The 21,171-nt window shown below is 72.0% G+C and carries 20 protein-coding genes; 11 read left to right on the top strand and 9 right to left on the bottom strand.

Annotated features, from left to right (window positions below; translation table 11 throughout):
- The first annotated feature begins 90 nt into the window (after window positions 1-90).
- Both WMF26_RS29270 and WMF26_RS29265 read left to right on the top strand, forming a co-directional pair.
- A complete protein-coding gene (locus tag WMF26_RS29270; RefSeq protein WP_437995362.1) occupies window positions 91-792 on the top strand; it encodes a hypothetical protein in 702 nt (233 codons plus the stop codon).
- A 210-nt stretch (window positions 793-1,002) separates the two neighbouring features.
- Complete coding sequence (locus WMF26_RS29265; protein WP_437995361.1) at window positions 1,003-2,640, top strand: IgGFc-binding protein; 1,638 nt, start codon at window positions 1,003-1,005, stop codon at window positions 2,638-2,640.
- 53 nt (window positions 2,641-2,693) lie between these two features.
- On the opposite strand, the gene WMF26_RS29260 is transcribed toward WMF26_RS29265, so the two are convergent.
- Entirely contained in the window at window positions 2,694-3,890 is a 1,197-nt protein-coding gene (locus WMF26_RS29260; protein ID WP_437995360.1) for an alpha/beta fold hydrolase, read from the bottom strand.
- A 67-nt stretch (window positions 3,891-3,957) separates the two neighbouring features.
- Here WMF26_RS29260 and WMF26_RS29255 point away from each other — a divergent pair, with 67 nt between their 5' ends.
- The 3 genes from WMF26_RS29255 (at window position 3,958) to WMF26_RS29245 (ending at window position 7,257) form a co-directional block, all read left to right on the top strand.
- Entirely contained in the window at window positions 3,958-4,566 is a 609-nt protein-coding gene (locus WMF26_RS29255) for a CGNR zinc finger domain-containing protein (protein WP_437995359.1), read from the top strand.
- A gap of 436 nt (window positions 4,567-5,002) precedes the next feature.
- Entirely contained in the window at window positions 5,003-6,217 is a 1,215-nt protein-coding gene (locus WMF26_RS29250; RefSeq protein ID WP_437995358.1) for a PcfJ domain-containing protein, read from the top strand.
- Window positions 6,218-6,375: 158 nt separating this feature from the next.
- Window positions 6,376-7,257 (top strand): VOC family protein, encoded by an 882-nt coding sequence (locus tag WMF26_RS29245; RefSeq protein ID WP_437331689.1) that lies wholly within the window; start codon window positions 6,376-6,378, stop codon window positions 7,255-7,257.
- A 53-nt stretch (window positions 7,258-7,310) separates the two neighbouring features.
- Here the strand turns inward: WMF26_RS29245 and WMF26_RS29240 are convergent, their stop codons facing one another.
- Window positions 7,311-8,225 (bottom strand): AraC family transcriptional regulator, encoded by a 915-nt coding sequence (locus WMF26_RS29240; RefSeq protein WP_437995357.1) that lies wholly within the window; start codon window positions 8,223-8,225, stop codon window positions 7,311-7,313.
- A 235-nt stretch (window positions 8,226-8,460) separates the two neighbouring features.
- Here WMF26_RS29240 and WMF26_RS29235 point away from each other — a divergent pair, with 235 nt between their 5' ends.
- The gene (locus WMF26_RS29235) at window positions 8,461-8,946 is read left to right on the top strand and encodes a DoxX family protein (protein ID WP_437949449.1); all 486 of its coding nucleotides are present in this window, start codon (window positions 8,461-8,463) and stop codon (window positions 8,944-8,946) included.
- Window positions 8,947-9,220: 274 nt separating this feature from the next.
- On the opposite strand, the gene WMF26_RS29230 is transcribed toward WMF26_RS29235, so the two are convergent.
- On the bottom strand, window positions 9,221-9,808 hold the full coding sequence (locus WMF26_RS29230; RefSeq protein WP_437949448.1) for a Uma2 family endonuclease: 588 nt from the start codon (window positions 9,806-9,808) through the stop codon (window positions 9,221-9,223).
- 308 nt (window positions 9,809-10,116) lie between these two features.
- Between WMF26_RS29230 and WMF26_RS29225 the strand changes: the two genes are divergently transcribed.
- The 5 genes from WMF26_RS29225 to WMF26_RS29205 are packed head-to-tail and all read left to right on the top strand — an operon-like array spanning window position 10,117 to window position 14,631.
- On the top strand, window positions 10,117-10,902 hold the full coding sequence (locus tag WMF26_RS29225) for a hypothetical protein (protein WP_437995356.1): 786 nt from the start codon (window positions 10,117-10,119) through the stop codon (window positions 10,900-10,902).
- The gene (locus WMF26_RS29220) at window positions 10,899-11,669 is read left to right on the top strand and encodes a hypothetical protein (RefSeq protein WP_437995355.1); all 771 of its coding nucleotides are present in this window, start codon (window positions 10,899-10,901) and stop codon (window positions 11,667-11,669) included. Before WMF26_RS29225 ends, WMF26_RS29220 begins: the two co-directional genes overlap by 4 nt.
- Window positions 11,666-12,364 (top strand): hypothetical protein, encoded by a 699-nt coding sequence (locus WMF26_RS29215; RefSeq protein ID WP_437949445.1) that lies wholly within the window; start codon window positions 11,666-11,668, stop codon window positions 12,362-12,364. The genes WMF26_RS29220 and WMF26_RS29215 overlap by 4 nt, the downstream gene beginning before the upstream one ends.
- The gene (locus WMF26_RS29210; RefSeq protein WP_437995354.1) at window positions 12,361-13,059 is read left to right on the top strand and encodes a response regulator; all 699 of its coding nucleotides are present in this window, start codon (window positions 12,361-12,363) and stop codon (window positions 13,057-13,059) included. The genes WMF26_RS29215 and WMF26_RS29210 overlap by 4 nt, the downstream gene beginning before the upstream one ends.
- A 36-nt stretch (window positions 13,060-13,095) precedes the next feature.
- Window positions 13,096-14,631 carry an ATP-binding protein gene (locus tag WMF26_RS29205; protein ID WP_437995353.1) on the top strand — a complete coding sequence of 512 codons (1,536 nt, stop codon included), beginning with the start codon at window positions 13,096-13,098 and terminating at the stop codon, window positions 14,629-14,631.
- 46 nt (window positions 14,632-14,677) lie between these two features.
- On the opposite strand, the gene WMF26_RS29200 is transcribed toward WMF26_RS29205, so the two are convergent.
- The 6 genes from WMF26_RS29200 to WMF26_RS29175 form a co-directional block, all read right to left on the bottom strand.
- Window positions 14,678-15,154, bottom strand: coding sequence for a nucleotidyltransferase domain-containing protein (locus WMF26_RS29200; RefSeq protein WP_437995352.1), 477 nt, complete (start codon window positions 15,152-15,154; stop codon window positions 14,678-14,680).
- Window positions 15,141-15,323, bottom strand: coding sequence for a hypothetical protein (locus WMF26_RS29195; RefSeq protein ID WP_437995351.1), 183 nt, complete (start codon window positions 15,321-15,323; stop codon window positions 15,141-15,143). Before WMF26_RS29195 ends, WMF26_RS29200 begins: the two co-directional genes overlap by 14 nt.
- Before the next feature lie 62 nt (window positions 15,324-15,385).
- The gene (locus WMF26_RS29190; RefSeq protein ID WP_437995350.1) at window positions 15,386-16,360 is read right to left on the bottom strand and encodes a YncE family protein; all 975 of its coding nucleotides are present in this window, start codon (window positions 16,358-16,360) and stop codon (window positions 15,386-15,388) included.
- A gap of 157 nt (window positions 16,361-16,517) precedes the next feature.
- Entirely contained in the window at window positions 16,518-18,698 is a 2,181-nt protein-coding gene (locus tag WMF26_RS29185; protein ID WP_437995349.1) for a TonB-dependent receptor plug domain-containing protein, read from the bottom strand.
- Window positions 18,699-18,759: 61 nt separating this feature from the next.
- The gene (locus tag WMF26_RS29180; RefSeq protein ID WP_437995348.1) at window positions 18,760-20,175 is read right to left on the bottom strand and encodes a hypothetical protein; all 1,416 of its coding nucleotides are present in this window, start codon (window positions 20,173-20,175) and stop codon (window positions 18,760-18,762) included.
- A gap of 220 nt (window positions 20,176-20,395) precedes the next feature.
- Window positions 20,396-21,037, bottom strand: coding sequence for a hypothetical protein (locus WMF26_RS29175; protein ID WP_437995347.1), 642 nt, complete (start codon window positions 21,035-21,037; stop codon window positions 20,396-20,398).
- Between the last annotated feature and the right edge of the window lie 134 nt (window positions 21,038-21,171).

Here is a 21,171-nt window from a genome sequence, read left to right as displayed (position 1 = left end):
CCATCATCGAGCCTCTTGTGCTCGACGTTTGGCGCGGCAAGTAGGTATCGGTCGCCTCCCGGCGACACAGAGGTGAGCAAAGCGTGAAAGTTGTACAAGCTGGGCATCGACCGCGTGCCCCACGAGCTCTTCGACCATCTCAAGGCCGACGACGGGGCGGCCTACGTCATGGGCATCCAGCTCCGCCTCCGATCGAATCTGTTCGTCGTGGGCGAGCTTCACAATTTTGAGCTTGAAGCCCTCTCGGCCGATCCGCTGTCGATCCGGTCGTGCGGGGGTATCGTGCCCAGTCTCGAACCTCCCTATCGGGATGGACGCTGCTTCGATGCTCCGGCCATTGACGCGCTCGAAGCGCTCATGGCAGCGCGAGGGAAGTCAACGCGGCTCTCGACCCCGTCACCCGGAGGAGGGCCATGCGTAGGTGGAGAATCCCCGTCGACGACCTCGTCGATCCGAACCGCGGCCCGACCCGCCGCCGGCGCGCTGCCGCTGGCGGCCCGTCCGCTGCCCGACGCGCCGGGCACGCTCGCCTGCGCCCTGGAACGCCATGGGACGCGGACGGACCGGCGCGTCCAGCCGCCGAAGGCGCACCTGCGTTGCAGATGTACTGTCGATTTGCAGGGAAAACGGCGCGCTCCCGGTCGCCGCCTCGTCGAGCCGCTCGCCGCGCCGTCGGCTTGTTGCTTCGCCGGGGCGCGCGACGACGATTTGCCGAGGGAGTTCGCGTCGCTGCGGGGCGCTCCACGCGCCCGCGCCCGGACCGCGCTTGACAGGTCCCCGGCGACACGATGACTTCGGGAGGTGAGGTTCTTCTCCACTTATCTTCGTTGGGCAGGATTGGCCTCGTCCCTCGCCGCCGCTGCTTGCACCCCGACGGCGGACCCACCCCTCGGCCCACCGAGGTGGTCGGCCGGGACGGGTGACGCCGGCTCGGGGTCCGGCGGCGACCTGAATTTCGGCGACGTCACCGGCGGCGGGACCGGGATCGGATGCTCCGCGGACATGAGAGACGTCGTGGACGCCGAGGGAAACGTCGTCGCGGTGTGCCCGCCCGAGCTGGGGTGTTTCCAGGGGCAGTGCGTCCCCGCGTGCGAGGCCGCGGAGAAGGCCGGCGGATCCATCGGGTGCGATTACCTCGCGCCGTCGCCGCCGTTCTTCCAGAACGAGCTCGACGCCTCCGTTTACAGCGGCGCGTGCCATGCGGTCTTCCTCGCGAACACCTGGCCCCGCCACGCCAGGATCCGCGTCGCCTTCGGCGGCGAGTCGCTCGACGCGAGCGCGTTCACCTACCTCCCGAGCGGCATCGGACCGAGCACCACGTACACGCGCTTGCCCGAAAGCGGCATCCCGCCGGGCGAGGTGGCGGTGCTGTTCCTGTCGCACCGGCCGGGCGCGGCGAGCTCCTTCGGGTCGCTCGAGTGCCCGCGGGCTCCGGCCGTCCTCGCCGACGTCGCGGTGCACGACAGCGGCACCGGCGCCGCGTTCCAGGTCGCGTCGGACACGCCCGTGTCGGCGTACGACATCCTGCCGTACGGCGGGGCGAAGAGCTTCCTCCCCAGCGCCTCGCTCCTGTTCCCGCGCAGCACGTGGGGCAAGAACTACGTCGCCCTGGCGCCGCATGCTCGCGGCCTCGGCAAGTCGTGGTTGATGATCGTCGCCGCCGAGGACGACACCACGGTGGATCTCGTGCCCCCGTCGAGGCTCCCCGGCGGCGGCGGGGCCCCGGGCGCGCCGGCGAACGCCGCCACGCAGGTGACGCTCGGCGCCGGCGACGTGATGCAATGGATGGGCGCCGACCCGAGCGGGGCCGTCCTCCAGTCGAGCAAGCCCATCGGCGTGTGGACCGGCAACACCTACCTGCAGGTGGCCACCGACACCTCCCCGGCCGGCGGCGGTCAGGACGCCGCCCACCAGCAGATCGCGCCGGTCAGCGCCCTCGGCAGCGAGTACGTCGGCGCCGGCGTGGTCTCGCGGCTGGCCTCGCAGGAGCCGGAGAGCGTCGTCTACCGCCTGCTCGGCGTGGCCGACGGCACGGCGCTCTCGTGGGATCCGGCGGCGCCTCCGGGCGCGCCGGCCGCCCTGGCGGCGGGCGAGGTCGCCGAGTTCGAGGCGACCTCGCTGTTCTCGGTGCGGTCGCAGGACGGCGATCACCCCTTCATGCTCACGCAATACATGCCCGGCGCCCCCGCCTGGACGCGCCCCGGCTGCGTGGCGGAGATCCCGATCGCCGGCTCCCCGTGCATGCTCGGGGACGAGGAGTGGGTCATCCAGCTGCCGCCGGAGCAGTTCCTCGAGCGGTACGTGTTCTTCACCGATCCGACCTATGCCACGACGAGCCTGGTGATCACCCGCGTCAAGGGCCCGAACGGCTTCGCGGACGTGGAGCTGAGCTGTCTCGGTCCGGTGACCGGGTGGCGCCGGGTCGGGGCCGCGGGCGCGTTCGAGGTGGCGCACGTCGATCTGAGCCGCGGCTTCGTGGGCGCGAGCCCCGCGTGCGAGACGAGCTTGCACGAGGCGCGCAGCGCGGGCGCCTTCGGCGTCACCGTCTGGGGAACGGACTTCTACGCCTCGTACGGCTATCCCGCCGGCGGCAACGTCGAGAGCATCAACGACGTCGTGGCCCCGCCGGTCCCGCGGTAGCTCCGCGTTGCCTGGATTCATTCCCGGAGCGGGCGGCCCGATGCCGCTCGGGCTCAGCGGGGGAGCCGCTCCATGAAGCGCGTGATGTGCTGGGCGATCTCGACCGGCCGCTCCTCCACGGCGAAGTGCCCTGCGTCGAGCCAGTGGAGCTCCGCGGCGGGGAGATCCCGGAGATACGCCTTCGCGCCGGCGCTGATGAAGTCCGCGTCGTTGCGCCCCCACACGATGAGGGCCGGCGGCTTCCGGGCGCGCAGGAACGCCTGCCACGACGGATAGCGATCGACGTTCGTCTGGTAGTCCTGGATGAGCTGGACCTGGATCGCGCGCTCCTCCGGGGTGGCCAGGAACGCGAGGTCGTGGGTCCAGGCGTCGGGGCTCACGCGATCGCGGTGCGCCACCGGCACATGCCGGAGATATTGCTCCTGCTTGACCCCCTCGGCGCTGACGAGCTGGGCGACCGCAGCGGCGCTGGCCGGGGACCGGTCCTCGTGGGCGTGCCGAATGCCCACCCGCAGCGCCTCGGACAAGCCTTCGACGTAGGCGTTGGCGTTCTGCACGATGAGCCCGCGCAGCCGCTCGGGGTGGGCGAGCGCGACACGGAGCCCGACCGGCCCGCCGAAGTCGTGCATGTAGATCACGTACCGCGTGAGCCCGAGCGCCTCGGTGAAGCCGGTGATGTGCTCCGCGAGGAGGTCGAACGTGTACGTGACCTCGGAGGGGGAGGGGCGTTCGCTGTAGCCCGATCCCAGGTAGTCCGGCGCCACGACGCGGTATCGGCCCGAGAGAAGGGAGAGCAGCTCTCGGTATTCGTGGGACGACGACGGGAAGCCGTGGAGCAGGAGCAGCGCGGGGCGGTCGGGGCGCCCTGCTTCGCGGTAGAAGATCTTGCGGCCTCGCACCTCGACGGTTCGGTAAAACGTCTTCTCCGGCCAGACCGCCTCGGGCGCTGCCGCTGGGGTCCGGTCTCCTGCCGGCGCGTCGGCCGGCGCGTCGGCCGGGGCGGCGGCGTGGCGGCTCGGCGCGAGCGACGGCCCGGCGCAGCCCACGAGCGCGACGACGAGGGCAGCGGAGGCCAGCCCGCCCGCGGCCCGGCCGAGCCGCGCGAGCCCGGAGCGCCGCCCAGCCGCGGCCTCCGTGGGACCGGCCGCGCCGTTCGCGGCGGGCATGTCCACGGATCTCGCCGGCTCGACCTCCCGAGCTCGCGCCGCCGATCGCCCAGGCTCCCCATCCACGTTCTCCTCGCGGCTCATGCTAACCTCCGTATCGAACTTTTGACGGTTATGCGGCCGGTGTGCTAACCAGTCAAGTGGGTGATCGATGGTTAGCGGAGCGTCGCGTTTCCTCTGGGTCGGCCATCATCGGGCGCTCGACTTCCTCAACACCGAGCCGGTGCAGCGCGGCGGCCGGGTGGAGCTGCTCCCCGACCTGCGCGGCCTCGTCGACTGGTCCAGGGAGGCGGGCTTCCTCGATGGACCGACCGCGGCGGGCGCCCTCGATCGCTGGGAGGGGTCGAGCGAGGGGGCGAGCGCCGTCGGGCAGGCGCATCGGCTCCGGGCGGCGCTGCGCGCGCTGATCGAGCAGCCGCGCGAGCCCGGAGCGGCGGCAGCGGGCGCGCTCGACGTGCTCAACCAGGCCCTGCGCCTCGACGCGGGGTACACGGAGGTCGTGCGGGCGCGCGCCGGGTTCGCGCGCCGGGGCCATGCGCGGATCGACGAGCCGGCGCAGCTCCTCGGCCCCATCGCCGAGGCGGCCGCGGGGCTCCTCTGCGATGTCGATCCGGAGCTCGTGAAGCGCTGCGGGAACCCGGATTGCGTCCTCTATTTCCACGACACGTCGAGGAACCACGCCCGGCGCTGGTGCAGCATGGAGCTGTGCGGCAACCGGATGAAGGTGGCCGCTCACTACCACCGGCATCGGGGCGGTTAACGGCGTGTCGACCTCGGGGCGCTGGCAAGCACGCCGACCACGGCAGCCCGAGGCGACTCGGCACGAGGAAACGACGCGCGCACGCCGCACGGCGGCCCGCCGTGGAGCATGTTTCGAAGCGTTCTTGTGAACGGGGTTCGAAGCGTTCTTGTGAACGGCGCTCGAATGCGTGGAGTCCCCTTGGCGGCGGAGCCAGCTTGACCCTCGCGCGTGCGTCCAGCATAGTGCCCGTGTGCGCTTCTTCCGTTTCTCCTGAGCGACACGCCGTGTGAGCTGCCCCTCGCCCCCGGGCGAGCGCGGCCTCGCGCGGCGTGCGTGTGCGTGCTGAACGGGCGCCGGTGTGCGGCGAGCGGCCCACTGCAGGGCCCTCGTCGTTCGGCGCCTCCCCATCCGCACGGCGTGGCCGACGTCCCGGTCCACGCGAGGAGAACGGCTTGTGTCGAACACCATCAGCTTCCATCGCCATGCCCGGCGCGAGCTCGATCGGGCCGTCCGTGGCGCCTTTTCGGAGCTCGCGGGCGACCTCGAGGCGCGCTCCGCCTTCGCCTCTTTGCTCGGCCACGCCCGCGAGCGCTCGACGCTGCTGAGCGCCGGCCGCGACGCTGCGTCGCGCGCCGCGGCCGTCCGGGCGCTCAAGAACCTCGCGCGCCACCACGCGGCGCACGTCGCCTCGGCGGCCACCTGGGCGGGCGGCGACGCCGGCGTGAACGAGCTGATCCACGCGCTCGCGCAGCACGTCGTCGGCCGCTACGCCGTCCCGCGCGGCTTCGTCTCCGTGTGGCTCGCCGACGATCCGGAGCCGCAGCGCTGGTTCATCGAGCACGCGAACGGCCGGCCGTTCCGCGAGATCGCCGGGCTGCCGGTGCGGATGACCCGCCGCATGGAGCACATCCTCCTGACCTCGCCGCCGCACCTCTCGCTGCAGGCGGCGATGCGGCGCGCGGAGATCCTCGCCCTCGACGGCCCGCCGGAGCTCGTCGACACCATCCTAACGACGGACCTCGCCGCCGATCTCGGCCACGGGGACCTCTGGCGCCAGGCCTTGCGCTTCTTTGCTCGGTACTGGGACACCCTCGGCCCGATCCGCGTCACGACCATCATCGACTTCCTCTACGCGCGGTGCGTCCGCCCGACCGAGATCGCGACCGACGCGGGGCTCTCGATCAAGGGGCCCCCGGATCCCGAGTTCTCGCTGGCCGGACGGACGCCTCAGTCGCTCCTGCGCATCGTCGACGCCTGGCACGCCGAGCTCGCGGTTCGCCGCGGCACCGGCCGGACCTGGCCGGCGTCCACGCTACAAGGCTTCCGCTACGCCGAGCCGCCGAGGCCGGAGGCCGAGGAGGGGCCGACCGAGTGGTGGATCGCGGAGCTCCTGAGCAGCGGCGAGCTCGTGGCCGAGGGGCGCGCGCTCCGGCACTGCGTCGCGAGCTACGAGGATCGCTGCGTGCGCGGCGTCTCGAGCATCTGGTCGTTGCGCCGTCAGGCCGGGGAGGCGGCGCCGGCGCGGCGCTTCACGATCGAGGTCGATCCGCGCGCGCGGGCCATCGTTCAGATACGAGGGTTCGCGAACCGCCGCGCCGACGGGCATCCGCGGCGGATCATCGGCATGTGGGCGGAGCGCGAGCGCCTCACCGTGGCCAGCCACGCCTGAGGCGCGCGGCGGGGCGCTCGCCGCGCGTCGGTCGTCGCGGACCCAGGTGCCGTCGCCGCTCACGCTCCCATGGCTGTTCTCGCGAGGGTTGCCGAAGGTCCACCCACGGTTTCCAATTTGTCCAATACGGCGGCGCGCGCGGACGACAGGATCGGCGCATGAAGATCATCCGCAAGATCATCCTCATCCTGGTCATTTTCTCCCTCGGAGGCTGCATGTCCCAAACCACGGAACCGACCCCGGACACGGGGGGCCCCAATGCCACCTTGGCCGTCGTCCGCTACCAAGTCACGGACGTCGATCGCGCCGTTCTCTTCTACACCGAGCGGCTCGGCTTCGCGCTCGACATGCAGTCCGGCACGGAGTTCGCGGCGGTCTCGCGCGGCGACCTGCGCTTGCTCCTGAGCGGACCCGGCAGCTCCGGCGCGCGCCCGATGCCCGACGGCCGCGCTCAGGTCGCCGGCGGTTGGAACCGCGTCGTCCTCTATGTCGGCGACTTCGCCGCGCTCATCGATCGACTCCGTGCGGCAGGGACACCCTTCCGAAACGACATCGAACGCGGCGTGGGGGGCGCGCAGATCCAGATCGAAGATCCCGACGGCAACCCGGTCGAGCTCCACGAAGCATCGGCGGAATCGGCCTCGACCGCGGGAGGTCCCAATGCCACCTCGGCAGTCGTCCGCTACCAGGTCACCGATGTCGATCGCGCGGTTCTCTTCTACACCGAGCGGCTCGGCTTCGCGCTCGACATGCAGTCCGGCACGGAGTTCGCGGCGGTCTCGCGCGGCGACCTGCGCTTGCTCCTGAGCGGACCCGGCAGCTCCGGCGCGCGTCCGATGCCCGACGGCCGCGCTCAGGCCGCCGGCGGTTGGAACCGCGTCGTCCTCTACGTCGACGACCTCGCCGCGCTCATCGATCGACTCCGTGCGGCCGAGACACCCTTCCGGAACGACATCGAGCGCGGCGTGGGGGGCGCGCAGATTCAGATCGACGATCCGGACGGCAACCCGGTCGAGCTCCACGAGGCATCGGCGGGTTAGCAGCGCACCGGGCAGAAATTCTTATTGTGGTCGCATCCTTCGCAGTCGCCGGATCAAGCCACTTTACCTCGAGGCCGCGCGCGTTGCCGGTCCCTTCCGCGCGCCTCATCCGGCGCGGCCAACGCGGCGATGGCGATGTGGTGCAGCTTGACGTGCTCGCCGGAGGACTGGGCGATGAGCGCGGTCGGCGAATTGCCGGAGAGGGCCACGAACTCGCGGATCAGGTGCGACTGATCGCAGAACCCCGACTCGGCAGCGAGCCGGGCCCAGTCCGGATCGCGCTCCCTCTCGGCCCGCGAAAGCGCCCGCCGAAAGCGTGTGATCCGAGCGAAGGCCTTCGGGGCGAGGCCGGTCTCGGCGGTGAACACATCGATGAGGCGGCGGTGGCTGATGCCGAGCGTGGCCGCGACGTCGGCGACGCGCCTTTCGCCTCCCTCAAGCGCCGCGATCGCGTGCGGCACCAGGGGATGACCGGGGCGCGCAGCCGAAAGGCGGTCGAGCAACGCGCGCTCGAGCAGCGCGAAGCGAGCGCGCGGATCCGGCGCCGCGCACAGGCGCTCGCGGAGCTCCGCCGCTCGTCGCCCCCACAGGTCCGCGAGGTCGGCGTGCATGTCGGTCAGCGCGCCGGGCGGCGCGCCGAGGAACGGCCACGCGCCGCCGGGGCGGAACTGGACCCCGACCATCGACGCGTGCTCGCGTGTGTCGACGCCGAAGGAGGCCTGGTACGCGCCCGACACGGCGGCACCGGCGTGGCGGCGAAGGGTGGGGCCGTCGTAGATGCGAAGCTCGTCCTCGTCGAGGTTGACGACCAGCTGGAGGGTACCGGAGGGCAGGATGCGCTCGGCCGCGTGGGGCGGCGCAGCCGAAAGGTACCAGAGCTCGGCGACGTGCGCCGAGAGCGGCGGACCCGGCACGTGGCGGACATACAACACGAGGACATTGTGGCCGACGATGACGTCGCCGGCCACATCGCTGCGCGGCGATCGCCTGCGTCGCTCTGTCGCTCGGCTCCGGCGCACACGTTGGGTCGCTCGTCGGCGGCCGGGGCATCGGCGGCCGGGGCGTCGGCGGCCGGGGGACCATCAAGGCACGCTTCAGGATTGTCGGCTCGCCGGTCGTGCTCTACGGCAGGGTGCCGAGCTTGACGAGATTGCGAGGACCGTCTACGCGCTTCGATAGGTTCTCAACGAAGGGCGGGACGAAATGATGAAACACTTGCGCAAGATGCTCGATTCCGAGGCACCCGCGGCAACGCTCCTCATTCGCCTCTCGGTCGGGGCCGTCTTCTTGTCCGAAGGGATCCAGAAGTTCATGGTTCCAGCGGAGCTCGGCGCCGGACGGTTCGCCAAGATCGGCATTCCCTGGCCGGAAGTCATGGGACCTTTCGTCGGGGTGGTCGAGATCGTCTGCGGGGCGCTCGTGCTCGCGGGGCTCCTGACCCGGTTCGCCGCCGCTCTGCTCGTCATCGACATGGTCGTGGCGCTGGTCTCGACAAAGCTCCCGATCCTGCTCGGCCGAGACATCCTCGGCTTCCACGTGCGCAAGCTGCCGCAATACGGCTTCTGGAGCATGGCCCACGAGGCGAGGACGGACTGGGCGATGCTGTTGGGCGCGCTCTTCCTCGTCCTCGTCGGCGCGGGGCGCTGGTCCCTCGACACGCGCTTGGCACGGCGCCGGAGCGCGCTCTGAAGAAGAGCTCCTCGACGCCCACGGCGAGGACCCCTCCGTCTTTCGCCTTCCGTCTTCCGTCTTCCGTCTTCCCTCTCGCGTGCGCGTGCGCGTGCGCGATTCCCTGGAGTCAGCGCGCACGCGCACGCGCACGCGCACGGAGGACGAGCACGGAAGACGAAGGACGAGCACGGAAGACGAAGGACGAGCACGGAAGACGAAGGACGAGCACGGAAGACGAAGGACGAGCACGGAAGTCAGAAGACGTCTACATGAAGGCTACGCGAAGACCGCTCTAGGTTGCCTCGTCCCCGAAGAGCGCGTCCATCTCCAGCTCCACCTCCCCGAACGGCTCTGCCCTGACCCGCTCTCCGCGCTCGGCGGTGAGGATCAGCAAGTAACCCTCGGACGTCCACCGGTAGACGGTCAGCGTCTGGTCCTCCGGATCCACCATCCAGTAGTGCGGTACCCCGCATCGCTGATAGACGCGCATCTTCTTCACCCGATCGAGGCGCGCGGTGGAGGGCGACAGCACCTCGCATATCCAGTCGGGCCGGACGGAGATCGGCGTCGTCCTGGGCAGCTCGGGCAATCTCTCGCGCAGCCATCCGACCACGTCGGGGCGATAGACCTGATCCTCGGCGAACTGCACCTCGGTCTCGGTCGTTATCCACCAGCCGCCCGGGAGCCGCCCGCCCGGCCGCCGGTCGTACGGATCACCGATGCGGCCTCCGAGGACGCGCTGCGCCCTCCCGTGCGGGCCGCTGGGCATGGCCTTGCGCACGAGCTCGCCGTCGACGATCTCGTGAAAGCGCTGCTCCTCCGGGATGGCCAGCAGATCGGCGAGGCTGGCCCGGGGCCCGCGCTGGACGGCGACCGACATCCCGCCAGCATACCGCGCGACGCCGCCGGCTTGCAGGCCGGCTGCGGCAGGCGCCTGGCAGAGCACCGACGAGTCCCCTGCGCGCGGGGGGCTCTGGCCGCAGCGGGCGGGCTGCCACAACTTCGCCACAACCTCTCCGCGTTCGTTCCTCGTCGCGGGCGCGGGCGCGCCTCGCGCGGGGGGTACTCCCAGCGAGGCGTGCGGCGGCACCGCGCAGGCCGAGCTTCCCGGGGGCGATCGCGCTCCGACGATCGCCAGAGGAGGCTCGGTCGAGCGTGCCGCGCAGCGCTCACCCCCACGGAGGTCCTGTGCAGGCGCAAGCTCCCTGTCTCCTCATCCCCCCATCCTCGACGGAGCCCGGCACGGAAGCCGGCGCTCCCGAGCCGGCGGCGTCCCGGATCGACTCGCCAGCGCCGCCCGCGGCCGGCGCAGCCGTCGAGCCCGCGGCCGGCGCAGCCGCCGAGCGCGCGACCAGCGCAGCCGCCGGCGCGGCCGCCGCCGAGCCCGCGGCGCGCGCCGCACACCCCGGCTGGACGGCCTCTCTCCTCGCCGAGCGGCAGGCCGCGGATCTCCGCCAGGACCTCGCCAGGTTCGGCGTCGGCGTCGGCCTCGCCGCGCTGTACGGGCTCGCGCTCGGCGCGCGCCAGGGCGGCGTGTCGCTCGTCCAGCACGCCGCCGGCGTCCCCGCGGCCATGGTCGCCGTCGCCTGCCTCGGCGTCCCCGCGCTGACGATCGTCCTCACCCTCTTCGACGCGCCGCTCGACCCCGCGCGCGCCCTGTCGGCCACGGCGCGCGCCGCCGCGGCGACCGGGCTCGTGCTCGGCGGCCTCGCGCCCGCCGCCGCGCTCTTCGTCGTCACGAGCGGGGCGCACGAGACGGCGGCGATCATGGGGCTCATCGGCCTCGCGGTCGCCGGCGTCATCGGCGTGCGCGTCCTGCTGCACGATCTCGGCGCCGTGCTCCGGCCCGATCGGGGCCCGCTCACCTGGTCCGGCACCACCGCGGCGCTCCTCGGGTTCGCCGGGTTCGCGGTCGCGCTCGCCCTGCGCGTCTGGTGGGGGACGCTCCCCATCCTGAAAGGAAGTGCCCTGTGAGCGCCGCCGTCGTGAGCCGCCTGCTCCGGGCGCCCGCCGAGGTCGCCGCCAGCTGCCGTGAAGACAGGGACATCCGCGCCATCGCGCTCGCGTCGCTCGGCGCCATCGCCCTCGGCTCCGCCGTGTTCGGCGGCGTGATCGGGAGCTTCCGCGGCAAGGAGCAGATCCTCTACGCGGCCGTGAAGGTGCCGCTCGCGATGCTGATCACGCTCGCGCTCTGCGCCCCGGCGTTCCACGCGCTCGCGGCGGTCCTCGGCCGCCCCTGGCCGATGCGGTCGATCATCGCCCTCGTCCTCGCGTCGGCGGGCCGCTCCTCGCTCGTGCTGCTCGCGTTCGCGCCGGTGCTCTGGCTGCTCATCGACCTGGGGCTCGGCTACCACGCCTCCTCGGTCGCCGCCTGGCTCGCCTACGCCGCCGCGGGCCTCGCCGCGCTCGGCGTGCTCGTGCGCGGCATCGGCGCGGGCCAGGGCCGCGGCCTCACCGCGGTCGCCTTCATGGCCGTGTTCTTCGCCGTCGGCGGTCAGGCCGCGTGGATGCTCCGGCCGTACCTCGGCCGGCCCAGCCAGAAGGAAATCCCGTTCGTGCGCGCCCGCGAGGGGAGCTTCTCCGACGCGCTCGTCAGGAGCTGCCGCTCCGCGCTCGGGATCTATGACGAGGATCCGCGCTCGCTCGAGCGGCTCCCCGAGCGCACCCCCGCGTCGCTGGACGGCCCCATCCCGGTCGACGACGACGCCGCGAGCGTCGGCCCGACGGAGGCGGAGCGATGAGCCTCCGCGACCTCTCGGTCCTGTACCTGCTCGCGGGCCTCGCGTGCGCCGTGGCGGTGTACCGCGCCTCGCGCGATCGCGGCGACGCGCGCCGCCGCGCCGCCCTCTCCGCGGCGCTCTGCGTGCCGCTCTGGCCCATCTGGGCCCCCGTCGCGCTCACCGCCGGCCGCGGGGACGGCGGCGGGCGGCCGGACGGCGACGCCGGCACCGCCGCCGCGCGCGTCCAGGGCGCGCTGCGCGAGGGGGTCAGCGCCTGCGCCGGCACGTCGTTCGAGGCGCTCCTGTCGCGCGACGCGGCCGCGCGCATCGAGGCCGAGGTGGCGCGCGCCGCCGCCCGCCACGCCGAGCTCGACGCGCTGCTCCGTCAGGGCGGCTTCGACGAGGCCGCCGCCGCGGCGCGCGTCGCCGAGATCGAGCGCGGCGGCGCGGGGGGGCGCGCGCTGGCGACGGCGCACCTCCACCTCGAGAACATCCGGCGCCTCCGGGCGATGCGCGACCGCGACGCCCGCGCCCTCGAGGAGCTCGCGGATCTCGTCCAGGCGCTGCGCACGCAGCTCGTCCTGGCGCGCTTCGCCGGATCCTCGGTCGAGGGCGTCGGTGGTATCGTGTCCGAGGTCTGGGCGCGCGTGGAGGGCCTCGGCGCGGCGATCGACGCGCACGGCGGCGCCGGATCAGAGGGACCGATCGCGACGTGAGCAAGCACATCCTGGTCGTCGACGATGAGGCGCGCATCCGCGAGGTACTGCTCTACGCCCTGCAGAAGGAGGGCTACACCGTCACGGCGGTCGCCGACGGTCGCGCGGCGATCGAGGCGGCGGGGGCGGGGAGCGTGGACCTCGTGGTGCTCGACGTGATGCTCCCCGAGCTCGACGGCCTGGAGGTGTGCCGGCGGCTGCGCGCCGGGAGCAGGACGCCGATCCTCTTTCTGTCGGCGCGCGGCGACGAGGTCGACCGGATCGTCGGCCTCGAGCTCGGCGGCGACGATTACCTCGCCAAGCCCTTCTCGCCGCGCGAGCTCGTGGCGCGAGTGCGCGCGCTGCTCCGGCGGGCCGAGGCGCCGCCCCCCGCGCCGGCGCTCTCCGAAGCGCGCGCCGCGGTCCTCCGCCACGGCCCGATCGAGGTCGACACCGACCGCCACGAGGCCCGCTACCTCGGGCAGGCCGTGTCGCTCACCGCGACCGAGCTCGGCGTGCTCGGCGCGCTGCTCGAGCGGCCGGGCGTCGTGCTCTCGCGCGGCCAGCTCATGCAGCGCGCCTACCGCTACGACAACCTCATCACCGAGCGCACCATCGACACCCATGTTCGCCGGATTCGCGCCAAGTTTCGCGCCGTTGGCGGCGATCCGATCGCGACCGTCCACGGCGTCGGCTACAAGGTGCAGGGCGCGTAGCCGGGCCGCGCCATGCCGGGTCGACCGATGCGCGCGATGCGCCCGATGATCGAGCGCCTGCGCCGGGAGCTCGGCCGGATCCGCGTCCGGCTGCTCGTGGTCAACCTGGTGGTGTTGCTCGTGCCGGCGGCGGGGCTCGAGTTCGCGCGGATCTACGAGCGGCAGCTGCTCGGCTCGCTGGAGCGCGACATGGCGAACCAGGCGGCCCTGGTGGCGGCGATGCTCGCGTCGGGTCTCGACCGGGGGCTCGAGCTCGACGCGCCGGAGCACGGCGACGTGCTGACCCAGGCCGCGCGGCGCACCCGCACGCGCGTGCGGATCCTCGACGCGGCGGGCGCGGTGGTCGTCGACTCGCACGAGAACGGCCCGCCCGAGGGGCCGGAGCCGGCGGCGCCCGCGCTGCTCCCGGCGCGCTCCCGGGGCGGTTCGGGCGTCGGCGTCGGCGATTTCGCCGACGGGGTGCGGCCCTTCGGCAGGGACGCGCGCGAGCGCTGGCCCGAGGTCGCGGACCGCCCGGAGGTGCGCGACGCGCTCTCGGGGCGGCGCGGCGCGAGGACGCGCGTCCGGGAGCGGCAGCCGGCGGTCTTCCTGTTCCTGGCCGAGCCGATCCGGTGGGGCGGCGAGGTGCTGGGCGCCGTCTACGTGGTGCGATCGACGCAGCCGGTGCTCGTGGAGCTGCACCGGATACGGTCGGGCCTGATCCAGGTCCTGTTGAGCGCGAGCCTGTTCACCGGTCTCGTGACGCTGGCGCTCGCGTGGTCGATCTCGAGGCCGCTCGGCAAGCTCTCGCGCGCGGCCAAGCGCATCGCGGCGGGCGAGCGCGACATCGAGGTGCCGGTCTCGGGGAGCGGCGAGATCCGCGAGCTCGGCGCGTCGTTCGCAGCGATGAACGAGCGGCTGGGGGCGCGCCTGCGGTACATCTCGGATTTCGCGGCCGACGTGGCGCACGAGTTCAAGTCGCCGCTCACGTCGATCCGGGGGGCGGCCGAGCTGCTCGACGAGGGGGCGGCGGACGATCCCGAGGCGCGGCGGCGCTTCTTGCGGAACATCGAGCTCGACGTGGCGCGGCTCGATCGGCTCGTGTCGCGGCTCCTGGAGCTGAGCCGCATCGAGGCCTCGAGCGAGGCGATGACGGTGCTCGACCTGGAGGCGCTCGTGGCGCGGGTGGTGGAGCGGTGCAGGGCCCGCGAGAGGCCGGTGGTGCTGAGGTACGAGATGTCGAGGCGGCTGCTGCGGGCGCGGCAGACGGACCTGGAGACGGCGCTGCTGAACCTTCTGGACAACGCGGTGAGGTTCTCGCCGCCGGGGGAGGCGGTGGTGGTGACCGTGGAGGGCGGGGAGGGCGGGAGGACGGCGAGGATCTCGGTGCGCGACCGGGGGCCCGGGGTGCCGGCGCAGCATCGGGCGCGGATCTTCGATCGGTTCTTCACGACCGACGAGAGCCGGAACGGGACGGGGCTAGGGCTCGCCATCGTGAAGAGCGTCGTCGAGGCGCACGGCGGGGCGGTGGGCGTGGAGAGCGCGCCGGGGGAGGGGGCGACGTTCGTGGTGGAGCTGCCGGTGAGGCAGTAGGAGACGGGCGGGGAGGGGAGGCTGCTTGTGCGGTTCGGTGGGACGGTCAGGGCGCTCGACGCTTCTCGTCGAGGGTCGCCTGGAGCAGAAGGAGCATCGCCCGATCCTTGGGTCTGGTCAGCTTCGCCTTGACCTCGATGAGCCGTTCCAGTGACAGAACGCGGACGAGCACGCCGGCTACTTCGAGCACCGTCGAGTCGGGCAAGAGATCGTCATAGGACGTCGACTCCTCGATCGTGGCCAGCACGTCCAGAAGGCCGTGCTTCGTCTGGAGCAGCTTGTGCCCCGTCGATCGTAGGTGCGACTCGTTAGGGACGATCCGTCGTGGGTCCGTGCGAAAGACGGCTTCCAGGTCTGCCAGGGCAGCCATGAGCCGGGCGATATTCTGCTCGGACCGCGAGTACACGATATCGATGTCGAGGGTGTTCACGGGGGCGCCCTGCAACGCTGCAGCCATGCCTCCCACAACGATGAACTCGACACCATGGTGTACGAGCGTGTGCAGGATGTCAGCGAGCGCCATCGGACGGTTCGCGCACGCTCATGATCAGATCGATCGAGCTCTGCACCTGCGCCAGCCGCTCCGTGGGAGACAGGCTGAGCATCCAGCGGACGAGCGAGCGGTCTACCCCGTTCTCGTCGTAGGGGCTGTCGACCCGCTCCTCGGCGGGAGCCTCCAGAGGTTCGGCCATGCTCCAAGCCTAGCACAGGGGGCCGGCAAGCCGCCCGCACGCTGCTTTGGCCCTCGAAGCGGCTACTCCGCCACGCGCTCGGGACGGTAGTACGTCAGCCCGCGCTGGCTCAGGACGACGAGCTCGTCCCCCACGAAGCACAGCTGCCCGAGGTCTTCCCGGGGGAGGTGCGCGCCTCCTTCGGTCGTCACGGCGCCGAGCAGCGCGCCGTCGCGCGACGAGTAGACGACCATCTGCTCGAAGAGCCCGGCGACCCAGATCTCCCCGGCGCGGTGCGCGACGCCCTGGCTGCGCACCTCGGCGCTCCCGGCGAGGAACCGCTGCTCGATGCCGCCGTTCTGCGTCGCCATGCGATAGACGTGCCCGCTGGTGCTCGACAGCCACAGGTGCTGGCCATCGAAGGACAGCCCGGTGGGGCCGAGCTCGGTGGGCGCCGAGCGCCTGCGGAGGATGCGGCCGTTGTCCGGGTCGACCTGCACGAGCTCGTTCGTGTTGCCGGCGATCGCGATCCAGATCGCGCCGTCGACCCAGGCGATGCCGTGCGCGGACGTGCCCCGCGTGCCGATCAGCGCCGGCAGCGGGTGGGCGCGGAGCGGCGTGCTCGTCGCCTCGTCGAGCTCGTAGAGCACGTGCTGGACATCGTTGCTCGAGAGGAGCCAGAGCCTGCGCCCATCGTGGGTGACGCCCACCGAGTTGCCCATCGCGGGGGCGACGTTCCGGCGCGGTACGATGCGGTAGACGGCGCGGAGGCTGCCGTCATGGCCCGGCCACCCCGCGTCGAGCGGGATCGCCTCGGCGCGGGACCCGCCGTCGGCGACGCCTGGCCGCCCGGCATGCGGGGAGTCGCTCGTGACCCCGCCGTCCGGCAGCGGCCGCGTCGGGGCCACGGCGGCATGCTCCGCGCCGCCGCACGTCGACGACGCCCTTCCGGCGAAGAAGGCCAGCACCAGGGTGCTCAGCCAGAGGAGCCGCGCCCGACGTTCGAAGGTCAAGAGCGCGCTCAGCAAGAGCGGCCATCGCGGTCGTCGATGGTTCATGGGTTCATCAACTCCAGCAACGAGCGATGAAGTCTAGGATGCGACGGGGAGGAGTCCAACGTGAATCGCGCCGCGTACCGGCGGAAACCGGCGCGGATTTCTTGCTCAGCGTTCACGCGCGCTGAACGGCCGTCGGTTCCGGATCCCGATCCGCCACCTAAAACGCGTGCGTCACGTTGACGGCCACGCTCCGCCCCACGACCGGAACGTCGAAGCCCCCGAATCCCGGCTCCGAGCGCCGCTTGTCGAGGAGGTTCTTGACCGACACGCTCGCACCCGTCTCCGAGCCATCGCCGAGCAGATCCGCGCGTACGCTCGAGATCGTGGCGTCGAACGTGACATAGCCCGGCAACGCGTACGGCTCGCTGTCGTTGAGCAAGACGTTGCCCTGGGCGGCGCCTCGCGCGCTCACGAGCTTCGCGTGAACATTGATGTTGACGTGGGCCTCCGGGATCCGGACGTCCACGCCGCCCAGCGCGAAGACGAACGGAACCAGCGGGAGCTCCGTATCCATCTCGTAGACAAGCTCCTCGCCCTGCTCGGCGTGGGCGACGCGGCCGTTCGCCGCGACGCTCACGTAAGGCGCGATCCGCTCGTGGGCCAGCCGCAGGCTCAGCTCGGCGCCCGCGTGCACCTCGTCGCCCTGGTTCTGCCCCACGAAGTTCGCGCCGTGCGACGTGAACTCGATACGATCCTTGATCTCCTGCACGTAGGCGGCGGCCTCGAACAGGAACATCGAGAGCCCGCCGCTCACCACGACCTCGGCGGATCGAACCGCCTGCGGCCGGAGCGGCGGCGCGGACGGCAGCGTCTCGCTGCCGATCACGTTGTTGCTCCGCCCGAAGCCCGTCAAGCCGTAGAGGAGAACGGCCGACGGCGCCTGGTAGGACCGCCCCACGATCAGCTTGGTCACCAGGCTGTCGTGCCAGCGGTACGCCGCGGAGGCCCGCCAGGACGCCTGCGCGTCCCAGTGGTTGGGCTTGTCGAGCCGGACGTTCGCCGAGAGGTGGAGCCCCTCCAGCCACGGAGGCCGGCTCACCTGGATCTGCGCGAAGGCCCCGCTCGTCGAGAGCATCGCGGCGCGCAGATCCGCGCCGGAGACCAGGTCGACCTCGTCGCCGCTCGCGTGGCCGCCGACCTCGGCCCGGTAGATCTCCGTGTAATACAGCACGTCGGCGAGATCGACGATGGAGTCCGCCCCGCCGCTCACGGTGATCGCCTCGGACAGCGACGCGTCGACGCGCGCCCCCATCTGGAACGTGGTCGACGCGAAATTGCGGCGGAACGAGGTCGCGCGGACGCCCGTGAGGAACAGCTCCTCCTCCCGGGTTGGCGCGCCGCGCGAGACGCCCGCCGAGAGCTGCGTCGCGAGGCGCGGCGTCCACGCCTTGTCGTGATGGACGCTCGCCCACGCGTTCTGGAGCGAATGCCGGGAGGCGTGGGTGAGCGCGGAGTTGAGCTGGAACTCCCCCATGGAGTCGAGCCGCTGGACGCCCCCCTGGACCTTCAGGCTGCCCAGGGCGCCGGCCTCGACGCTCAGCTGGGCGTAAAAGCTCGAAGGCGCGGCGATGTCGTCCCGGCTCTCCTCGGCGAAGAACGGCGCGTACGCCGGGAGCTCCGGGCGCTGCCCGGGGAACGTACGCTCGATCCGGAGCCCCGAGCGATCCGTGCGGTCGAAGCTGTACGCGGCGAGGACGCCGAAGCCGCCCGCCGCCTGCTGCGCCAGGAGGGTCCCGCCGTAGCCAGGTTGCTCCGAGATCCAGTTGCCTCGCGCCGACAGCTCCGCCCCCGAGGCGCGGCCGCGGGCGTCTCGCGTGATGACGTTCACCGTGGCGAGGAACGCGTTGGCCCCGTACAGCGCTGATAAAGGCCCCTTGGCGATCTCGACGCGCTCGACGCACTCGATCGGAATGTACTCCGGCCCGAGGAGCGCCGTCAGATCGGGCTGGAAGATCACGGAGTGCCCGTTGATCATCACCTTGACGATCCGCGAGCCCGCGCGGAGCCCGCCGGTCACGCCCCGCACGCCGACCGAGGGGAGCACCAGGTCGTCGATCACGTACAGCCCCGGGGTGTTCGCGAGCACCTCGGCGAGCGAGCGCCACCCGCGCGTCCTGATCTCTTCCTTGCCGATGACCACCAGGTTCGCGGCGGCGATCGAGCGATCCTCCGCCTCACCGCCGCTCGCGGTGACCACCTGGACGTTGAGCAGCTCCTCGAGCGACATCTGCGCCAGGGCGTCCGTCCCCTGTATCGAGGTCGCCGCCGCCCGCGAAGGCGGACCGCCGGCCGGCTGCGCGCCCGCGCCGCTCGCCGCGCCGCCTACGAGCGCTGCCACGCCCACCGCGACTCGAACCGGAACCGCGCGACGCCTCATGATCCCACCCCACGAGCTCGGGTTACCGGTTCCGGAGGAGCGGACACCTGGGCTGCACGCAATCGAAGATGGCGATATCCCGGAACGACCGCTGCTCGATCGTCCAGTGCGCGACCTTCATGAGCACATCGCCCTGGGGATCGAAATCACAGCTGCCGGAGGCGCCCTCGTAGTTGATGGGCTCGCCCCGCGCGACCCGCGCGATCACCTCCGCGAACCCAGCCTCGCCGGGGCGGACGACGGCCCCGGCGGGCGCGTTGATCTCGCTCAGCGCATCGCGGATCTGCGCCGGGGCCACGTCGGTCGGGTCATCGAGCCTCGCGGACGCGACCAGCGACGCCAGCATGAGCACGGCCGCAGCGTCGTAAGCGACCGCGTCGAACGCCCCGACCTCGACCGCGCCGGCCACCCCCAGCGCGTGGACGAACGCCTCGCCGGACGGCCCCGGCTCGAACAGCACCGGCGACGTCCCCTCCTGCCCGTCGGCGGCCCCCCCGAGCCCCTCGATCACCTGCGCGCGCCGGAACGTGTCATGGTGCAGCAGCGGAATGGGGGCGCTGTAGTTCTTCGTCACGTTGATGTTGTGACCGGAGTTGGACGCGTCGATGATGACGTCCGGGGGGCTCCGGCGCGCGGCCTCGCCGATCGTGTTGCCCTCCTCGTCGGTCAGCTCCGTGACGTCGTCGACGAGGCGATTGAGCTCGTCCGCGAAGTTGTAGTCCGTGGGCACGCCCCCGGTGCCGCTCGGCACATAGAAGATGCCCTCGATGACCGGCGCGGGCGCGTCGCGAGGGCGCACGGCCTCGGCGGCGGTGGCGAGGGCAGACACGTAGCCGACGCCGAAGGCGTTCTTCGTTCCGAGGACGGAGATCTTGAGGTGGTCCTTGTCGGCGATGCCCTTCCTCAGGAGGATGTTCATGACCACCCGCGTCTGGGGCAAGGCGCTCATGGAGGTGCGGAACACCCACCCCTCCTCGTCGCGGCGCGCCGCCCGCACGAGCGGGTCCTCGCTCCGGTCGTCCGGGTTGTTCAGGAAGGGCGACGAGGCCGCCATCGACACGGTGGGGACGCCGATCCGCCGCGCGGGATCGGGGTCGTAGAGCAGGCTCGCCACGCCCTCGGTGTTCGGGCTCGAGTCGAGCACGAGCGCCTTCGCCCCGCCCGCAACGAGCTCCTGCGCCAGCGAGATGGCCAGCGATCTCGTGTTCTTGGAGTCCCGCAGCGCGAAGTCGAAGGCCAGGTCCTCGTAGCCCGCGCGGTCGAGCGCGACGTTCATCTGGTCCTGCGCCATCGCGATGGCCGAGTACCAGTTCGGGTTGGCGATGTCGCCGGTCCGGTCGACGATCCCCCCGAGCTGGAGGACGTTCTTCGCCCCGGGCTCCTCGCCCGAGCATCCTGCCAGGGCGGCGGCGATCATGAGGATCAACAGGTTCCGCATGGTGTCTCTTCAGCGCGTGACGCTGCTACGGAGCGTCGTCGGGATGCCGCCAAACCTGGGGATGGTGATCCGGCGCACGGCCGTCCAGCGGTCGCTGTCACCCCCCCAATGTCCCCCTAAGGACCCGATCTGTGCACATACACAGTTCATGGGCGCGCAGCAAGCGGTTTCCGTCCCGCGCGCTGGGCGGCGAGCCCACCGCAGGCTCACGCGACGTCGCCTACAGCGGGGTGAACGTGCACTCCCCGCGGGCGCAGACGGCCCTGGACGCCAGGCACGCGGGCGTGCCGTAGGGGCAGCCCATCCTCCGATGCTCGCGACAGACGGTCGCGTTGAGGTTGGAGATGACGCGCCTCATCGGCTGGACGCCTGCCCGGTGGATCACCTCGCCACAGGTGCCGCCGCAGTCGGTGCTTGTATCGACCATGACGCAATCGCTGTCGGTGGCGCATGCCCGGTGAGCGGCCCGGACGCGCTCCACCTGGCTGGATGCGTGGGCATGCCACCGCTGACAGGCCTGCCAATCCACCTCCCGCTCGTCCTCTGGGACTTCCATCGTGTCGGCGAAGCCCGCGATCACGAGCGAGAAGGAAGCCACGGCAAGGAGCGCACAGGTCCCCAGGCGAATCCGGATCGTATTCATGCTGCCTCCATCGCGCACGCGCTCGTCTTCGCCGGCAATGCGGGAGAATCGCGCGGGCGCTCGCTTGTCATGGAGCTCCATCCGCGGGAACGGGAGGCGTTCGATGCGGCGCGCGCGAGCGCCTGACGAGCGATGCCGCCGCCGCGCGTGCTCGGTCGGGCCGACGCCCCGCTCCACGCGCTCACGGGCGCGCCGCTGCCGATGGGCGCGCTGGCGCACGCTTCCTCGCTCCCGCGCGGGTCGCGCGCCCTCCCCCGCCGCGAGGGGCGCCCCTGGTGATCCGGCACGTGGAGCTCCATGAGAGACCAGGGCGTGGACACCGGGTCCAGAGGAGAGCTATGAAATTTCCGATC

Origin of the sequence: Sorangium sp. So ce185, from assembly GCF_051526825.1 — a bacterium.
Classification (GTDB): Bacteria; Myxococcota_A; Polyangia; order Polyangiales; family Polyangiaceae; genus Sorangium; species Sorangium cellulosum_D.
The sequence above is the reverse complement of the archived record's forward strand: the minus strand, read 5'-3'. Positions and strand labels throughout refer to the sequence as shown.

Coding starts and splice junctions, on each gene's coding strand:
- WMF26_RS29265 (WP_437995361.1), top strand. CDS start 1,003: ATGAGAGACGTCGTGGACGCCGAGGGAAACGTCGTCGCGGTGTGCCCG.
- WMF26_RS29260 (WP_437995360.1), bottom strand. CDS start 3,890: ATGAGCCGCGAGGAGAACGTGGATGGGGAGCCTGGGCGATCGGCGGCG.
- WMF26_RS29255 (WP_437995359.1), top strand. CDS start 3,958: ATGGTTAGCGGAGCGTCGCGTTTCCTCTGGGTCGGCCATCATCGGGCG.
- WMF26_RS29245 (WP_437331689.1), top strand. CDS start 6,376: ATGAAGATCATCCGCAAGATCATCCTCATCCTGGTCATTTTCTCCCTC.
- WMF26_RS29235 (WP_437949449.1), top strand. CDS start 8,461: ATGATGAAACACTTGCGCAAGATGCTCGATTCCGAGGCACCCGCGGCA.
- WMF26_RS29230 (WP_437949448.1), bottom strand. CDS start 9,808: ATGTCGGTCGCCGTCCAGCGCGGGCCCCGGGCCAGCCTCGCCGATCTG.
- WMF26_RS29215 (WP_437949445.1), top strand. CDS start 11,666: ATGAGCCTCCGCGACCTCTCGGTCCTGTACCTGCTCGCGGGCCTCGCG.
- WMF26_RS29205 (WP_437995353.1), top strand. CDS start 13,096: ATGCGCCCGATGATCGAGCGCCTGCGCCGGGAGCTCGGCCGGATCCGC.
- WMF26_RS29200 (WP_437995352.1), bottom strand. CDS start 15,154: ATGGCGCTCGCTGACATCCTGCACACGCTCGTACACCATGGTGTCGAG.
- WMF26_RS29195 (WP_437995351.1), bottom strand. CDS start 15,323: ATGGCCGAACCTCTGGAGGCTCCCGCCGAGGAGCGGGTCGACAGCCCC.
- WMF26_RS29190 (WP_437995350.1), bottom strand. CDS start 16,360: ATGAACCATCGACGACCGCGATGGCCGCTCTTGCTGAGCGCGCTCTTG.
- WMF26_RS29180 (WP_437995348.1), bottom strand. CDS start 20,175: ATGCGGAACCTGTTGATCCTCATGATCGCCGCCGCCCTGGCAGGATGC.